The 17,977-nt window shown below is 69.4% G+C and carries 8 protein-coding genes; all 8 read right to left on the reverse strand.

All coding sequences use genetic code 11. From position 1 onward, the window contains the following. Positions 1-22: 22 nt before the first annotated feature. Positions 23-1,453 (reverse strand): BBE domain-containing protein, encoded by a 1,431-nt coding sequence (locus SSPS47_RS03770; RefSeq protein WP_239064763.1) that lies wholly within the window; start codon positions 1,451-1,453, stop codon positions 23-25. Positions 1,454-1,894: 441 nt separating this feature from the next. Further along, entirely contained in the window at positions 1,895-2,434 is a 540-nt protein-coding gene (locus tag SSPS47_RS03775) for a GNAT family protein (RefSeq protein WP_164248715.1), read from the reverse strand. A gap of 80 nt (positions 2,435-2,514) precedes the next feature. Then, positions 2,515-4,197, reverse strand: a complete 1,683-nt coding sequence (locus SSPS47_RS03780) for an MFS transporter (protein WP_164248717.1) — start codon at positions 4,195-4,197, stop codon at positions 2,515-2,517. A 226-nt stretch (positions 4,198-4,423) separates the two neighbouring features. Then, positions 4,424-5,467, reverse strand: a complete 1,044-nt coding sequence (locus SSPS47_RS03785; RefSeq protein WP_239064764.1) for a methyltransferase — start codon at positions 5,465-5,467, stop codon at positions 4,424-4,426. Between the two features lie 87 nt (positions 5,468-5,554). Beyond that, entirely contained in the window at positions 5,555-6,619 is a 1,065-nt protein-coding gene (locus tag SSPS47_RS03790; protein ID WP_164248718.1) for a methyltransferase, read from the reverse strand. A 102-nt stretch (positions 6,620-6,721) separates the two neighbouring features. After that, a complete protein-coding gene (locus tag SSPS47_RS03795) occupies positions 6,722-7,774 on the reverse strand; it encodes a hypothetical protein (protein ID WP_147878972.1) in 1,053 nt (350 codons plus the stop codon). Positions 7,775-7,825: 51 nt separating this feature from the next. Next, positions 7,826-8,551 (reverse strand): GPR1/FUN34/YaaH family transporter, encoded by a 726-nt coding sequence (locus SSPS47_RS03800; RefSeq protein WP_147878971.1) that lies wholly within the window; start codon positions 8,549-8,551, stop codon positions 7,826-7,828. A gap of 76 nt (positions 8,552-8,627) precedes the next feature. After that, positions 8,628-17,927, reverse strand: coding sequence for a non-ribosomal peptide synthetase (locus tag SSPS47_RS03805; protein WP_164248720.1), 9,300 nt, complete (start codon positions 17,925-17,927; stop codon positions 8,628-8,630). Between the last annotated feature and the right edge of the window lie 50 nt (positions 17,928-17,977).

Here is a 17,977-nt window from a genome sequence, read left to right on the forward strand (position 1 = left end):
GGCGCCGCGTGGTGACGCAGGATCAGGTGGGGCGGATGGACAGCGGGTGGCGGAACACGTTGCGCGGGTCGTAGGTCCTCTTGACCTGCTGGAGCCGCGTGTAGTTCGCGCCGTAGTACAGCGCGTGCCACGGCGTGTTGGAGGTGTTCCACTCCGGGTCGGCGAGGTCGACGTCCGGATAGTTGATGTAGGCACCCGCGTTGATCGCGTCGGGCACCGGAACGCCGCCGGTCCTGCTGTAGACGTCCCGGTAGCACTTGCGGACCCAGGCCACGTGCGCGGCGTCGTCCGCCTCCGCCCTCCATACACCGGGGGTGAAGTAGGTGCGCAGGACGGAGTCGCGGTGCACATAAGCGGTCGCGTCCGCGCGCACGCTGTTGATCTTCCCGCCGAGGGCGGCCAGGTTCACCTGTGCGCCGGGATTGCTGATCGAGTCGTCGTGGAGATAGCGGTAGATCGTCGCTATCTGCTCATCGGTGTAACTCTTCCGCAGATCCGAGGTCTTGTCCTTCTGGCGGCCGGGGGGACCCCAGAACCAGTTGTCCCGGTCGAGCCACGCCAGCTCGGACCTGGAGTCCGTCGCGGCCGTGACGCCGGCGCCGGCGGTGACCGCGTCGAACAGCCCGTCGAGCATGGCCTCGCCGCCCGGGACCGACTTCGAGACACCGGCCATCAGGCCGATCACGCCGGCCGACACGTGCGAGGCGGAGAACGAGGCCCATATCTGGACCTCCTTCGCCCCGGGGGCGCTGTTGCGCTCGTACCACTGGCAGTAGTTGCGGATGAGCGTGGTGAACGACTGCTGCGACAGGGTGTCCCACGACCACTGCACCGTACGGGTCCGCTGATCGGAGCTACGGGGCAGGAGCTTGGTGGGGTCGGCGGTGTCCACTCCCGGCGTACGCAGCCAATACCGCGTCACCACACCGAAGTTGCCGCCGCCACCGCCCGTGTGCGCCCACCACAGGTCCCGGTTCGGGTCGTTGGCCTCGCGAGTCGCCACGACGATGCGGGGCTGTCCGTCGGCACCCACCACGACGACCTCGACGGCGTAGAGGTGGTCCACGGCGATGCCGTGTATGCGTGAGTAGAAGTTGTAGCCGCCGCCGAGTATGTGCCCGCCGAGGCCCACTTCCGAGCAGCCCGCGGAGGGAATGGTGACGCCCCAGCCCTTGAACAGCGTGTTCTGCGTCGGAGCCACGATCGCGCCCGGCCCCACGGCGAAGGCCTTCCGCCGGTCGTCGAAGTAGACGTCCGACATCTGCGAGAGGTCGATGAGGTCCTTGACCCCGGACCATGTCGTGAAGTTCTCCAGGCAGTGGCCCCCGGAGCGGACGGTGACCTGTCGGTCGGCCGCGACGGCCTTGCCGAGAGCCTCGGCGACGTGGGCCGGGGTGGTCGCGATGGTCACCTGGTCGGGCCGGTTGGAGAACCGGGTGTTGTGCGCACGCACGAAGCTCTCGTACCGGGAGTCCCCGGGCTGCACGGTGACGGAGTCGAACGCCGGAGTGCATGCTCCGCTGGCCTTCCCCCTGCCCGCCGCGGTCGCGGGCCGAGCGCCTACTAAGGCATCCGCCGCGACCAGGCCGGCCCCGGCAAGTGCGGCACGTGTAAGTAACCCACGGCGGTTCAATTCAGACATGTACGCGACTCCTCGCATGTACTGGAACGGAGCACAGTTGGATCTTGGTCATCCGCCGACTGGTCCGGCATCGACCGATCGGAAGCCTATGTCATAACGTTGGATTTGAAACGATTCTTGGATCTCCATACTTAAGTGGAATACGGGGGTCAGCCGGGCCCCTCGGAAACCGCCGCGGGAGGCGAAGTGACCCTGGGAATCGGCGCGTTGGGGAAGTCCCGAAACCGCGGCCACCGGCGTCGGCAAGCGGGCCTACGCCGGGTCCGGCCTCCAGTCCTCGGCGAGGAGACCGAGCAGCACATCGTCGAGGAACTCGCCCATCACCCAGGACGACGAACGCAGCACGCCTTCGCGGACGAAACCGTTGCGCTCGGCGGAGCGCAGCATCGCGGTGTTGTCCGACAGCGTCTCGATCTGCAGCCGGTGCAGACCGCGCACGACGAACCCGTAGTGGCACAGCACCGCGACCACGTCGGTGCCGTGACCCTTCCCGCGGGAGGCAGGCAGCAGCCCCAGCCCGATGTGCGCGGACCGGTGGTGGTTGTCGATGCCCCACAGCGTCGCGGTGCCGATCAGCGTGCCGCCGGCCAACTCGACCACGGAGAACGGGACATGCCCCTCCTCCTTGTCGTCCACCACGAGCCGCGAGTCCTCCGAGCCGGGCGTGACCGGCCGCCACGGCCGGCTCTCGGCCCGCGCGGAGCCGGCCACGTCGTCGTAGAGCTCGGCCCGCAGGATCGGGATGTCTTCCTCGTACCGGGCCCTGAGCCCGACCTCTCTGCCCCTCAACATGAGGGCTTCCTATCCGACCGGCTCGCCGGCGGCAAACCAATAAGGCGGGCGCACCGGGCCCCGGAAGACCTCCGAGGCGATCAGTGCCCCCGGTCCTCCGGTGCCGTCGCCTGTCGGTGGTAGTCGGGCATCCGCGGGTCGGCGGTCTCCAGGGATCCGTGGGAACCGGGGGCCTCGGCGGTGCCGTCACCGCCGTCGGCGCCCCCACCGCCCTCAGCACCACCGTCGTGGCCGTCGGCCTTCGGCAGCGGGCCCAGCAGGAACGCGACTGTCAGCACGGTCAGCAGCGTGAGGACCGTACAGATCACGCTGACGTACAACAGGCCGTCGGTGAAGGCCACTCGGGCGGCGCCGCGGACCGCCGTGCCCAGTTCGCCGGGCAGCCGTCCGGCCTCGTACACGGCCGAGCCGATCGTGTCCCGCACGCGTGAGGCGGCGTCGGCGGGCAGACCCGCGGGCAAGGTGTCGGAGACCTCCGTGCGGTACACGGCGGTCCCGACGCTGCCGAGGATCGCGATGCCCATTCCCAGGCCGAGTTCGTGACAGGTCTCGGAGATCGCGGAGACCGCTCCGGCCTTCGCCGGCGGCGCGGACGCGATCATCATGTCGGTGCCGAGCGCGATGGTCGGTGCCACACCGAAGTTGAGCAGCCCCAGTGCGATCATCACCGGGATCAGCCCGTTCCCCGTCTCGACCTGGGTCAGCACGGCGAAGCCGACGACGGCGATGGCGAGGCCCGTCGTCATCACGTACGCGGACCGCATCCAGCGCAGCGCCAACGGGGCCATCAGGGCACCCATCACACCGCCGATGCTCCCGGGCAGCGAGGACAGCCCCGTCTCCAGCGGAGACAGCCCCACCACCATCTGCAGATACTGTGCGATGAAGAACTGCGATCCCGACATCACGAACAGGGCGAGGGCCATGGCGCCGAGCGAGACGGCGAACGTGCGCTCGCGGAACAGTCCGGGTTCCAGCAGGGGATGGCTGAGGCGGCCCTGCCGCAGCGCGAAGACCACGGCCAGCCCGAGTCCGGCGACGAGCAGCACCACCGGCAGCGCTTCGACGCCGTCACCGGCCAGGACCTTGAGTCCGTAGACCGTCGCCAGCAGGGAGACCACCAGCAACAGCACGCTCGCGGGATCGATCCTGCCGGGGTTCGGGTCGCGGTACTCGGGCAGCAGCACCGGCCCCACGATCAGCAGCAGCACCATCGCGGGCACGCTCAGCAGGAAGACCGAGCCCCACCAGAAGTGTTCCAGCATCACACCGCCGACCATGGGGCCGATCGCTCCGCCCACCAGGAAGCAGGCGATCCAGACACTGAAGGCGACGGACCGCTGCCGCGGGTCCGCGAACATGTTGCGGATCAGCGACATGGAGGACGGCATCAGGGTCGCCCCGGCGACGCCCAGCAGCGCCCGGCTGACGATGAGCATCTCCGCGCTGGAGGAGAACGCCGTGAGCAGCGAGGCCAGTCCGAAGCCCGCCGCCCCGATCAACAGCAGCCGCCGACGGCCCACCCGGTCACCGAGGGTGCCCGCGATGATCAACAGGCCGGCGATGAGGAAGCTGTAGATGTCGACGATCCACAGCAGTTGCAGACCGCTGGGGTCGATGCTCGCGCTGAGATGCGGAACCGCGAGGTGCAGCACCGTGTTGTCGAGGGTGATGAGCAGCGCCGGCAGGGCGAGGACGGCGAGGGCTGTCCATTCGCGTTTTCCGGCGCGCTCGGGCGGGGAGAAAGTGGCGTCTTGGCTCATGTCGGAGTGCCTATCCAGCGACGAGTGGGTGATACGCCCGGCTGAGCGGCCGACGGCCGCCCAGGAGCGGTTTTTCGGACCCGGTGGGCGGCGGATCGTGGCACGCCGGACCCACGCCCGGGCTGTGCGGCCCGAGCGTCGGCGGCACCGGAATGAGGAACGGAGATCACCCTTCCCGTGGGCGGGCGGAGCCGGCACATCCGGACACGACGGTTGTCGAGGTGACTCAGCCGGCGAGCGGACGCGCCGTGATGACGCCCATTCCGCTCGGCAGTACCAGGGTCTCCTCGTGTTCCAGCCCGGCGGCCGCCAGCAGCGCGGTGAAATCTCCCCCGGTGCGCTCCCGCCCGCCGGAGGCGCCGAAGAGGGAGAGCATGTAGAGGTCCATCAGGGCGGGGAGCCGGTGTCGTCCGCCCTCGGCCGAGTCGGCGTCGGTGAGCAGGTCGATCACCATGATCCGGCCGTGCGGAGGCATCGCGGCGGCGCAGGTACGGAGGATCGAGACCGCGCTGTCGTCACCCCAGTCGTGCAGGATATGGCTGAGAATGTAGAGGTCCGCCCCCGGAGTCACGGCGCTGAAGAAGTCTCCCGCGGTGGCGGTGCAGCGGTCGATGAGGTTCCCCTCGACGATCCGCTTCTCGGCGAGCGCGACGGTACCGGGCAGGTCCACGACGACGCCGGTGCTGCCCGGGGTGCGCAGCAGCAGTTCGCACATCAGATGGCCGTTGCCGCCGCCGACGTCCACGATCCGCGGGTACCGGTCGAAGGTGACCGCCTCGAAGATCTCGTCGAGTTCCAGGCGCAGTCCGGCCTCCTGCGACCGGTCGAAGACCTCGCGCCGCTCCGGCCGCCGCTCCAGGTGCTCGAAGAGTGCGCAGTCGTGGATCAGCCGGAAAGCCGAGTCGCCGGTCCTGACGCTGTGTCCGAACTCGGCCCAGGTCCGGCCGACCTCACCGCCGAGCAGCAGGGCGGTGGGGCGTGCCGTACCTGGGGTGCCCGGCAGCAGGGTGGCACCGAGTCCGGTCAGCGCGAAGGTGCCGTCGGCCTCTTCGGTGAAGACGTCGAACGGGACGAGGGCGCGGAGCAGCCTGCGCAGGGCGAGTGGGTGGGCAGCCACCTCTCCGGCGAGGTCCTCGGGGGAGCGGCGGCCGTCGGCCAGGGCCTCCGGCAGGCCCAGCTCTACCGCCGTGCAGACCGCCCTCGACACGAGTTGGCCGTAGAGCAGCATGCGCATCCGTGCTGCGTCGTCCCGGAGTTGTGGGTGGAGCACGCTGTCACCTCCTTGTTCGTCGGGTGGGATCCCGCCCGGCCGCCGTACGGCGGCCGGGCGGGATCCACTGGCGAGGGACGTGGGCTACTACTTGGTGGCGACGATGACGCCGTGCGGCGTCCAGCCCGGGAAGGGGATGCGCTTGAGGGTGCTGAACCCGGCGGCCCGCAGGGACCGCTCGTGCGTCGCCCAGGAGTAGATCATGCCGCCCTCGGCCGGCAGCGCCGCGAAGTAGACGCTGTCGAGCGCGGCGACGACCGGACCGTCGCCCTCGTCGTTGGACATCGAGTTGAAGATGACCAGTTGACCGCCTTCGGGCAGGACCTCGTAGGCGCGGCGCAGCAGTTCGGTGTTCTCGTCCGGTGTCCAGATGACCATCTGGTGGGCGAACATCACCACGTCGCAGCCGGTGGGCAGCGGGTCGCGGAACATGTCACCGGTGATGACGGAGACCTGGTCGCCGACCCCCGCCTGGGCGATCTTCTTCTCGGCTATGGTGCCGGAGGCCGGGATCTCGAAGACGGTGACCTTGAGGTCCGGGTTGGCCTGGGCGAGCGCGATGGCGTTCACCGCGTCGCCGCCGCCGCAGTCCAGCAGGTGCTTGCGGCCGGAGAGGTCGAGCTCCTGGACGAGGTGCTTGTTCGCCAGCTCGGACCAGGAGCGCATGTAGCGGTAGAAGACCTGCTCCATGTGCGGGTTCTCGGCGAGCCGGTGGTAGAGGTCACGGCCGGAGCCGCGGACCCGGCGCAGGCCGACGTTGCGGTTCTCGCGGAGCGAGTCGGTGAAGTCGAGCTGGCCCTCGTACACGATGTACTGCTCGAAGGCGACGGTGTCCTTGAAGCGCTGCCAGTCGCCTTCGTCCATGAGGTCCTTGACTACCCCGGCCAGTCGGTACAGGCCGTCCCCCTTGACGAGGATGCCGAGCGAGGTGCAGCCGAGGAGGAGGATGTCGACGGCGCGGTCCTCGAGACTGAGCGCGTCGCGGATCTCTTCCCGGGTCAGCTCCTGCTTCTCGGCGACCAGGTCGGGCAGACCCAGTTCGCAGGCGGCGTTGAGGTACTGGAAGGCCGCGTGCCCGAAGAGGATCCGGGACAGGCCGTCCATGTCGAGCTCGATGGGCCCGCCGTGCTGGGTGGGAGCGGTGTCGGTCATGAGTGCCCTGCCTCTCGGATGTGGATGCGTCTCTACCGGTCACTGGTGTTAGCGGTCCGCGACACCGGTGGTGGTCAGGAAGTCCGTTGCGGTTGGGGGAAATCAGCTGTGGTCGGGAAGCGGCGCGGCGGGCAGGGTGCCCGCCCGCAGTCGGTGGAACTGATCGATGACACCGACCGCGGGCCGATGGGACCGGCTGGTCGCCAGCAGGCTCGGCGACTGTCTGCCGACGAAGTGTCCGCACACGCCCTTGTGCGCGTCGTACGTGGCGTCGAGCGCGGTCCGGAAGTCTTCCAGCGGGTCGGGGCGGCGCTCGGCCAGCCACGACCAGGCGTCGCTCGATCCGGTGAGCGCGGCCACCAGGGCTTCGTGGTCCCGCCATCGCAGCCCGCTCATCTGCGGGGGTGCGACGGGCGGCATCAGGGTGGGCCTGATCTCCGCCTGGTACTGGTCCGGGCTGGCGTCCCCGGCGAACTGGAGAGAGGCCCGGCAGGCCCACATGACGCGGGAGGCCACGCCGGCCGCCGCGGCGGCGAGTTCCTCGTCGCCCGCGTCGGCCGCCGCCCTGAGACTGTTCACGGCGAGGGTCCCGCCCTGCGCGAGCACCATGAACACGTGGTGCCCGCGGACCCAGCGGCGGAGCCCGTCGAGGGGTTCCGGTTTCCCGGACCGTACACACTCGGGTACGGGCAGCGGCCCGGGCAGCCGGGTGGGATCGGCCGGCCAGCGCAGCAGTGTGTCGAAGCCCGCGACCATGTCACCCCACGAGGCTTCGTCGAGGCCGGTGCCCCGTTCCTCGGCGATCTCCAGGATGCCGAGCTGGGCGTTGAGGAGGGCCGCGACGAACAGGGTGAGCGGGTCGCCGTGGTGCCGCTCAATGCCGAACGCCAGGTCGTTGTCCCGATTCGGCCGCGACTCCCGCGGGTCGTCGCCGACCAGGGTGCTCGGCACCGGGCCGAGGTCGGCGCGGGCGGCCACGGATGCGGCCAGCAGCTGGGCGAGCCCGGCCCGGTTCGCGGGATCGGATATCCGGGCGACCGCCGCCGCGAGGGCGGTGGGAGCCGCCGCCGCGATCGCGGGGGCGTCGTCGGGCAGATCCTCCGGGCGCGGCATGGGGAAGGGGACGGTGGCGACGTGGGGCAGGTAGTCGGTCATCGTGCCTCCTGTTCATACGCGTTAGGTCGGGGGGAGTCCGTGTGTCCGGGGTCAACGGCCCTTGATGAGCGGCTTGCCCAGAGGAAGGCGCTTGGCGCCGGTCGCCTGGTGCATGAAGCTGGCGAAGATGTACATGCCGAGCACGATGAAGAGGAACATCGTCGTGATGCCGACGTAGATCAGCCAGGGGTCACCGGGCTTGAGGGGGTTGTTGACGGTCTGGTCGATGGCCTGCTCGATCGAGCCGTACAGAACGAGCAGGGTCGTGGAGACGACCACGAAGAGGAACGTGAAGACCCGCGGCAGTCGCAGGGTCGTCAGCGTCAGCAGGATGATCACGATGGACCACACCAGGACGAAGTTGGCGGTGGCCTGGCGTTGTTCGATGTTCTCGAACTCGCCCATCCAGTTGTTGTTCAGCGCGAGGCTGAGGATGGAGAAGCTCAGCCAGAAGGTCCCGAACAGGCCGTACACCGCCGCGAACACCCCGTCGCCCAGGCGCATCGCCCAGACCGAGGCCATCAGCAGCATGATGGTGCTGCTGAACACCATGATGGGCAGCGAGGCCACCAGGGAGTTGGCCGGGATGCTGACGTCCTTCAGGTAGAAGGCGAGCGAGATGGAGCCGAGCAGGAATCCCCCGAAGCCCAGCATGGCGGGCTCGGTGGCCCGGGGGCCGGTGGACAGATCCGGCACGGGTGCGGCCGGCCTCGCCGCGGGAGCGGCCTCGGCGACCGGCGCCGGTGGGGCTTCGAGCGTTGTCTTTTCCTGCTTCATCGCTTTCTCCTGATCTAGTAGGGAGCGGAACGGTGGAAGGGGGAGCAGGGCGTGCGTAGAGGGAAGGGGCCGGGTGTCACCCCGAGGCGGACCGACCGCGGACCCGCCGGATGCGCCGGATCTCGACGGGGGCCGCCCAGGACGCCGGATCGGGCAACTGCCCGGCGAGTTCGGCGAGTACGGGGTGATCGAAGACGAGGTTGAGCGGTACGTCGGTACCGGTGCGTGCCGTGAGCCGGCTGATGACGCGAGTGGCGAGGAGGGAGTGGCCGCCGAGCGCGAAGAAGTCGTCGTCCGCGCCGACTTCGTTGGCGTCCAGGACCTCGCGCCATATCTCGGCGACGAGGTCCTCGGCCGGTCCGGTGGGGGCGCGGTAGGCGGTGTGGCCGGTGCCCGGTTCCGGGTCGGGGAGTGCGTTGCGGTCGATCTTCCCGTTCGGGAGGAGGGGGAATTCGTCCAGGCCGACGAATACGGAGGGGACCATGAAGTCCGGCAGCCAGGTACGGACGTGGGAGGGCAGCTCGGCGGGCACTACGTCACCGGGCTTGGCCGGTACGACATAGGCGACCAGTCGGAGAGATCCGCTCGTGTCCTCGCGGGCGACGACCACGGCTTCGTCCAACTGGCCATGACGGCGCAGGACTTCCTCCACCTCACCCAGTTCGACCCGGTGGCCGCGCACCTTCACCTGGCCGTCAGCCCGGCCCAGATAGTCCAACTGACCGTCCGGACGCCACCGCACCAAGTCACCCGTGCGATACATCCGCTCGCCCGCGTCCGAGAACGGATCGGGCAGATAACGCTCGGCAGTCAGGGCGGGGCGGGCGTGATAACCACGGGTGACGCCGGCCCCGGAGAGATACAGCTCGCCGACCGCGCCCAGCACCACCGGCCGCAGACCCTCGTCCAGAACATGAGCCGTCGTTCCGTCGACCGGAACACCGATCGCCGTCCGCACATCACCCGGCACCGTCACCGCGTGCGTCGAGTAGGTGGTGTCCTCACTCGGCCCGTACAGGTTGTTGACCTCATCGATCACCGGGTGCGCGTACAACTCCCGCACCAGCGCCGGCGCCAGAGGCTCACCCGCCAGATTCACCGTCGCCGCACGCGGCGGCACCGCGTCCGCAGCCAACAACTCCCGCGCCACGGACGGAACAGTGTTCACCAACGTCACATCGGCGTACCGCTCCGGATGGGCGATCAGATCAAGCGCACTGTCCGGTACGACATACACCGTCCCGCCCACCGACAACGGAGCGAAAATCTCGAACACCGAAAGATCGAAGGAAACCGACGTCGCGGCCAGGGTGCCCGCCAAAGCGTCGTCGGAGAAGACCCGGCCCGCCCACGCCAGCATCGACACCACCTGCCGGTGCTCGATCACCACACCCTTCGGACGACCCGTCGAACCCGACGTATAAATCACATACGCCACATCATCCGGCTCCCCCACCGCCGGAACACGGTCAACCCGACCCCCATCAGGAAAACCGTCGACAGAATCCAGCACCAACGACACACCGGAATCCTCAACCATGAACGCCACGCGCTCAGCCGGATAACCCGGATCCATCGGCACATAACCCGCACCCGACTTCAGCACACCCAACAACGCCACCACCAGATCAACCGACCGCGGCAGCAGCACACCCACCACATCACCCCGACCAATGCCCAACCCCCGCAAACCCCACGCCAAACGGTTCGACCGCTCCTCCAACTCCCCGTACGACAACACCCCACCCACACCCACAACCGCCACACCCACACCACCCGAACGATCAACCACCCCCTCCACCAACTCCTCCACACGACCACCCACCACACCCGGCACCGCCGCACCCACCGACAGCGCACCAACCCGCTCCCGCTCCCCCACCGACCGCACATCCAACTCCGCCAACTCCCGGTCGGGGGCATCGACAAGCGCGTGGACAACGGTGGCGAGCCGGTCCGCGACGAGCAGGGCGGTGGACCGCTCGAACAGGTCCGTGTTGAAGACGAGATGGCCGGTGACACGGCCGTCGCGTTCCTCGGCCTGGACGACCAGGTCGTAGGGGGTGGTCCGGAACGGAACGGGAGCCTGGCGCACATCCAGGCCGGCCAGCTCGTACCGGGGCGGGGTTCCGTTGACCGCGAGCAGCACCTGGAACAGCGGGCTGCGGTCGCGGTGCGGGCGCAGCTCCCGGATCAGCTCCTCCAGTGGGAGCTGCGGGTGGGCGCGGATGTCGTCCACGAGCTCGCGCGTCGCTCGCAGGGCCTCGGTGAGTGTGCCGTCGGGGTCGGGCCGCAGGCGGAGAGGGAGGGTATCGACGAGATAGCCGACGACCTCCGCCGTGTCCGGGTGGTCGCGGCCTGCGACGGGGATGCCGATGGTCACGTCGTACCGGTCGGTGAGCTTGGCCAGGACGATGGCCAGGGCAGTCGCGAGGACGGTGAACGAGGTGGTTCCCGCCGCTCGGGCCGCGGCGCCGAGTGCTTCCTGCGGCAGTGCCAGGGGTACCGCGTCGCCCCGGTAGGTCTGCTGCGGGGGGCGCGGCCGGTCGGTGGGCAGGCCGGCGGACGGGGCGCCTGCCAGATGGGCCCGCCAGAACTCCACGTCCTTCGACGCCGTATCGCGCTGCCAGGTGGCCACTTCGGCGTACTGGACGGTCGCGGGCGGGAGCGGTCCGGTGTCCGGGGTGCCCAGGAGCGTGCCGTAGCTCTCGGCGACCTCCCGGAAGGCGAGATCCAGGGACCAGCCGTCGGAGATCGCGTGGTGGAGGCTGATAACGAGGACGTGGTGCTCGGGGCCGGTGCGGACGAGCGTCACGTGCCAGAGAGGGCCGGTGGTGAGGTCGAAGGCCCGCTCGGTCTCCGCGTCGATCACCGCCTCCCAGTCGGTGGTGGCGATCCGGGTGAGCGGCACCTCGGGGTCGGCGCTGACGATCTGGCGGACCTCGCCGTCGATCTGGCGCAACGAGGTACGCAGGACCTCGTGACGGAGCACGAGGTGACGAAGGGCGGTGATCAGCGCGTGCTCGTCCAGGGTTCCGTCGATGTGGACGGCGCCCCTGATGTGGTACGCGAGGTTGGCCTGCGGGTCCAGCGCGCACAGCACCCAGAGCCGCTCCTGGCCGAGCGACGCCGGCAGGACGAGGGTTCCGTCGGGTTCCGGGACCCGGCTCAGCGAGCCGATCGCCGGTGCGGGCTGCTGCTGCTTGTCGGCGGGCAGGTGGGTGGCGAGTTCGCTCAGTGTGGGGTGTTCGAAGACAAGGTGGAGCGGGACGTGTGTGCCGAGGGCGGCACCGATCCGGTGAGTGAGACGGGTGGCGAGGAGGGAGTGGCCGCCGAGCGCGAAGAAGTCGTCGTCCGCGCCGATGTCGCCGACGTCGAGCAGTTCGCTCCAGATACGGGCCACCAACTCTTCTGCCGGTCCGGTGGGGGCCCGGTAGGCGGTGTGGCCGGTGCCCGGTTCCGGGTCGGGGAGTGCGTTGCGGTCGATCTTCCCGTTCGGGAGGAGGGGGAATTCGTCCAGGCCGACGAATACGGAGGGGACCATGAAGTCCGGCAGCCAGGTACGGACGTGGGAGGGCAGCTCGGCGGGCACCGCACCGCCCGGCTTGTTCGGGACTACGTACGCGACCAGACGCAGCGATCCGGATACGTCCTCGCGGGCGACGACCACGGCTTCGTCCAACTGGCCATGACGGCGCAGGACTTCCTCCACCTCACCCAGTTCGACCCGGTGGCCGCGCACCTTCACCTGGCCGTCAGCCCGGCCCAGATAGTCCAACTGACCGTCCGGACGCCACCGCACCAAGTCACCCGTGCGATACATCCGCTCGCCCGCGTCCGAGAACGGATCGGGCAGATAACGCTCGGCAGTCAGGGCGGGGCGGGCGTGATAACCACGGGTGACGCCGGCCCCGGAGAGATACAGCTCGCCGACCGCGCCCAGCACGACGGGGCGTAGATTCCCGTCGAGAACGTGCGCGGTCGTTCCGTCGACCGGAACACCGATCGCCGTCCGCACATCACCCGGCACCGTCACCGCATGGGTCGAGTAGGTGGTGTCCTCACTCGGCCCGTACAGGTTGTTGACCTCATCGATCACCGGGTGCGCGTACAACTCCCGCACCAGCGCCGGCGCCAGAGGCTCACCCGCCAGATTCACCGTCGCCGCACGCGGCGGCACCGCGTCCGCAGCCAACAACTCCCGCGCCACGGACGGAACAGTGTTCACCAACGTCACATCGGCGTACCGCTCCGGATGGGCGATCAGATCAAGCGCACTGTCCGGTACGACATACACCGTCCCGCCCACCGACAACGGAGCGAAAATCTCGAACACCGAAAGATCGAAGGAAACCGACGTCGCCGCCAGCGTCCCCGCCAGCACCTCACCCGAGAAGACCCGCCCCGCCCACGCCAGCATCGACACCACCTGCCGGTGCTCGATCACCACACCCTTCGGACGACCCGTCGAACCCGACGTATAAATCACATACGCCACATCATCCGGCTCCCCCACCGCCGGAACACGGTCAACCCGACCCCCATCAGGAAAACCGTCGACAGAATCCAGCACCAACGACACACCGGAATCCTCAACCATGAACGTCACACGCTCAGCCGGATAACCCGGATCCATCGGCACATAACCCGCACCCGACTTCAGCACACCCAACAACGCCACGACGAGGTCCACCGACCGCGGCAGCAGCACACCCACCACATCACCCCGACCAATGCCCAACCCCCGCAAACCCCACGCCAAACGGTTCGACCGCTCCTCCAACTCCCCGTACGACAACACCCCACCCACACCCACAACCGCCACACCCACACCACCCGAACGATCAACCACCCCCTCCACCAACTCCTCCACACGACCACCCACCACACCCGGCACCGCCGCACCCACCGACAGCGCACCAACCCGCTCCCGCTCCCCCACCGACCGCACATCCAACTCCGCCAGCGGAGAGTCCGGACTCTCCGCCAGAGCGGAGACGACTGTGGCGAGGCGCTCGGGGACGAGGCTCGCGGTGCTGTCCGCGTAGAGGTCGGTGTTGTAGGTGAGGTAGCCGGTGATGGCGTCCTCGCCCTGCTCCAGATGGAGCGAGAACTCGAACTGAGTGCCCGCCGGCGGGATGTCCAGCCGGGTGACGGCCAGGCCGGGCAGGTACAGATTGCGCGACGGGGTTTCGTTGAGGGCGAGCATCGTCTGGAACAGCGGGCTGCGGGCCTGGCCGTCCGAGGCGGGAGCCGCGTGCCGGACGATCTCCTCGAACGGTGTCGCGGCGTGCCGGTGCGCTTCCACCAAGGCGCGGTGCGTGGCGCTCAGAGTCGCCGCGAGGGTGGCTTGCGGGTCCAGGGTCCGCCGTAGCGGCAGTGTGTTGGTGAAGAACCCCAGAATTTCAGCGGTGTCGGGGTGCGTACGGCCGCTGGTCGGGATGCCGATGGTCACGTCGTGGCTGCCCGACAGGGCGCCGAGGACGACGGTGACCGCGGTGGCGACGACGGCGAAGGGGGTGGTTCCGGTGCTCCGCGCGAGTCGCCCCACCGCTTCGGCGCTCAACTCCACAGGGATTGCCGCGCCGTTGTGAGTACGGCGGGCCGGGCGCGGATGGTCGGTCGGGAGGTCCACGGCGTGCGCCCCCGCGAGCCGCTCGCGCCAGTGGACGAGCCCGGCGTCGTCCTCGGACACCGGTTCGGCGGACTGCGCGTGGGCGAAGTCGCCGTACTGGAGAGAAGGGGCCGGCGCCAGAGGGCTGTCTTCGACAAGTGCCGTGTAGGTGCGGGCTATTTCGTCGAGGAGAAGGGTGAGCGTCCAGCCGTCGGCGATGGTGTGGTGCAGGGACAGCAGGAGCAGGTGGGCGTCCTCCGCCCGGCGGACGATCCGGGCCCGGAACAGAGGGCCGTCGGCGAGTTCCACCGTGGACTGACGCCAATGTTCCAGCAGTTGGGCCTCGTCGTCTGCGGGAGCCGCGTCGGGCTCGGCGGACGGCAGCGGATCCCCGTGCCAGACCGGATGGACGACCTGGACGATCTCGCCGTTCTCTTCGCGCAGCGTGGTCCGGAGCACCTCGTGGCGGCGGGCGACCTCCTCGATGGCCCGTGCCAGTGCCGGGGTGTCGAGGTCGCCGGCCAGTCGTGCCCCGCCGTTGAGGGTGTAGGCGAGGTTGGCCTGCGGGTCCAGCGCGCACAGCAGCCACAGCCGCTTCTGGCCGGAGGTGGCGGGGAGGGTGATGGTGCCGTCGGAGTTCGGGGTGCGCGGCGCGGCCGGGATGGGCTCGTGGCCGTCGCCCGAGCGGGGCAGATGGGTGGCGAGTTCGCTCAGTGTGGGGTGTTCGAAGACAAGGTGGAGCGGGACGTGTGTGCCGAGGGCGGCACCGATCCGGTGAGTGAGACGGGTGGCGAGGAGGGAGTGGCCGCCGAGCGCGAAGAAGTCGTCGTCCGCGCCGACTTCGTTGGCGTCCAGGACCTCGCGCCATATCTCGGCGACGAGTTCCTCGGCCGGTCCGGTGGGGGCGCGGTAGGCGGTGTGGCCGGTGCCCGGTTCCGGGTCGGGGAGTGCGTTGCGGTCGATCTTCCCGTTCGGGAGGAGGGGGAATTCGTCCAGGCCGACGAATACGGAGGGGACCATGAAGTCCGGCAGCCAGGTACGGACGTGGGAGGTCAGCTCGGCGGGCACTACGTCACCGGGCTTGGACGGGACGACATAGGCGACCAGTCGGAGAGATCCGCTCGTGTCCTCGCGGGCGACGACCACCGCCTCGTCCAACTGGCCATGACGGCGCAGGACTTCCTCCACCTCACCCAGTTCGACCCGGTGGCCGCGCACCTTCACCTGGCCGTCAGCCCGGCCCAGATAGTCCAACTGACCGTCCGGACGCCACCGCACCAAGTCACCCGTGCGATACATCCGCTCGCCCGCGTCCGAGAACGGATCGGGCAGATAACGCTCGGCAGTCAGGGCGGGGCGGGCGTGATAACCACGGGTGACGCCGGCCCCGGAGAGATACAGCTCGCCGACCGCGCCCAGCACGACGGGGCGTAGATTCCCGTCGAGAACGTGCGCGGTCGTTCCGTCGACCGGAACACCGATCGCCGTCCGCACATCACCCGGCACCGTCACCGCATGGGTCGAGTAGGTGGTGTCCTCACTCGGCCCGTACAGGTTGTTGACCTCATCGATCACCGGGTGCGCGTACAACTCCCGCACCAGCGCCGGCGCCAGAGGCTCACCCGCCAGATTCACCGTCGCCGCACGCGGCGGCACCGCGTCCGCAGCCAACAACTCCCGCGCCACGGACGGAACAGTGTTCACCAACGTCACATCGGCGTACCGCTCCGGATGGGCGATCAGATCAAGCGCACTGTCCGGTACGACATACACCGTCCCGCCCACCGACAACGGAGCGAAAATCTCGAACACCGAAAGATCGAAGGAAACCGACGTCGCCGCCAGCGTCCCCGCCAGCACCTCACCCGAGAAGACCCGCCCCGCCCACGCCAGCATCGACACCACCTGCCGGTGCTCGATCACCACACCCTTCGGACGACCCGTCGAACCCGACGTATAAATCACATACGCCACATCATCCGGCTCCCCCACCGCCGGAACACGGTCAACCCGACCCCCATCAGGAAAACCGTCGACAGAATCCAGCACCAACGACACACCGGAATCCTCAACCATGAACGTCACACGCTCAGCCGGATAACCCGGATCCATCGGCACATAACCCGCACCCGACTTCAGCACACCCAACAACGCCACGACGAGGTCCACCGACCGCGGCAGCAGCACACCCACCACATCACCCCGACCAATGCCCAACCCCCGCAAACCCCACGCCAAACGGTTCGACCGCTCCTCCAACTCCCCGTACGACAACACCCCACCCACACCCACAACCGCCACACCCACACCACCCGAACGATCAACCACTGCCTCGAAGACTCCCTCCACGCGACTGGCCACCACACCCGGCACCGCCGCACCCACCGACAGCGCACCAACGCGCTCCCGCTCCCCCACCGACCGCACATCCAACTCCGCCAACTCCCGGTCGGGGGCATCGACAAGCGCGTGGACAACGGTGTGGAAGCGGTTGGCGAGGAGGGACGCGGTGTCGGTGGAGAACAGGTCGGTGTCGTAGCCGAGGAAACCGGTGATGCCGTCCTCGCCCTGCCACAGGTACAGCTCGCAGTCGTTGCGCACGGTGGTGGGCGCCATCACCATCGGGCGGACCGGCAGGTCGCCCAGGTGGACGACGGGCAGTTGCGGCTGGAGCACGAACAGCACGTCGAACAGGGAGGTGCCGCGCTGCCCGACCTGTTCCGCCACCGTCTCGAAGGGCACGTCGGCGCCGCCGTACGCGTCCAGGCAGGTGTCCCGGACGGCGTGCAGCACCTCACGGGCGGTCAGGGCGTCGGTGGTGTCGGTGCGCAGCGCGAGCATGGTCGCCAGCGGGCCGACGGCGCCGGGTGAAAGGTGACGTTCGCGGGTCGCGATGGGCGATCCGACAGTGATGTCGGCATGGCCGGCGGTGCGCGCCAGGGTCAGGTGGAAGGCGGCGAGCAGCACCATGAATGGCGTCATGCCGCTGCTGTCGGCCAAGTCCTCGACGCGGCGCAGCAGTTCGGCGTCGACGGAGATGTCGACGTGATCGGAGCGGAACCGGCGGGTGCCCGGTCGGGGCCGGTCGGTGGGCAGGGCCAGCGGGCGGGCGCCCGCCAGGCGGTCGCGCCAGGCGGCGAGTGCGGCCGGGTCGGGGGTCGCGGCGACCGGGGGCAGCGGGGTGGCCGGGCCGAGGGGCGTATCCGCGTACAGGGCGCCGAGTTCGGCGAGGAACACACCCAGCGACCAGCCGTCGGCCACGATGTGGTGGGCGAGCAACTGGAGGCGGGCGGTGCCGTCGGCGAAGGTCCAGACGGCGACGCGCCACAGCGGGCCGGTCGCGAGATCCACGGGTCCGGCGGCGCGGGTGTCGGCGGCGGCGCGGGCCCGGTCGCGGCCGGCGTCGGCGCCGAGGTGGCCGAGGTCGGTGACGGTCAGGTCGGGTGCGGCGTCGGCTTCGGGCGTGACGGCGCAGGCTGTGCGGTCCCCCTGGGGGAACGTGGTGCGCAGCACGGCGTGCCGCCGGGCGAGTGCGCGCAGGGCGGCGGAGAGGCGGTCCGTGTCGAGGAGGCCCTGTACCTCTGCGTCGAAGCGCAGGATGTTGGCGGCCGTGCCGGGGTGGATCTCCTCGAACAGCCGCAGGCCGAGCTGGATGGGACTGACCCGGGGGTCGGCGGGTGCGGTGGCGTCCGGAGTGCGGGCGCGCCAGCGGGCGAGGAGGTCGCGGCCAAGGGCGGCGGGTACCTGAACGTTGTCTGACACAGGCGTCGTCCTCCGTTTCGTCACCGGACGTGGTCCTCCGCTTGGTTGCC

This window comes from Streptomyces sp. S4.7 (assembly GCF_010384365.1).
GTDB lineage: Bacteria > Actinomycetota > Actinomycetes > Streptomycetales > Streptomycetaceae > Streptomyces.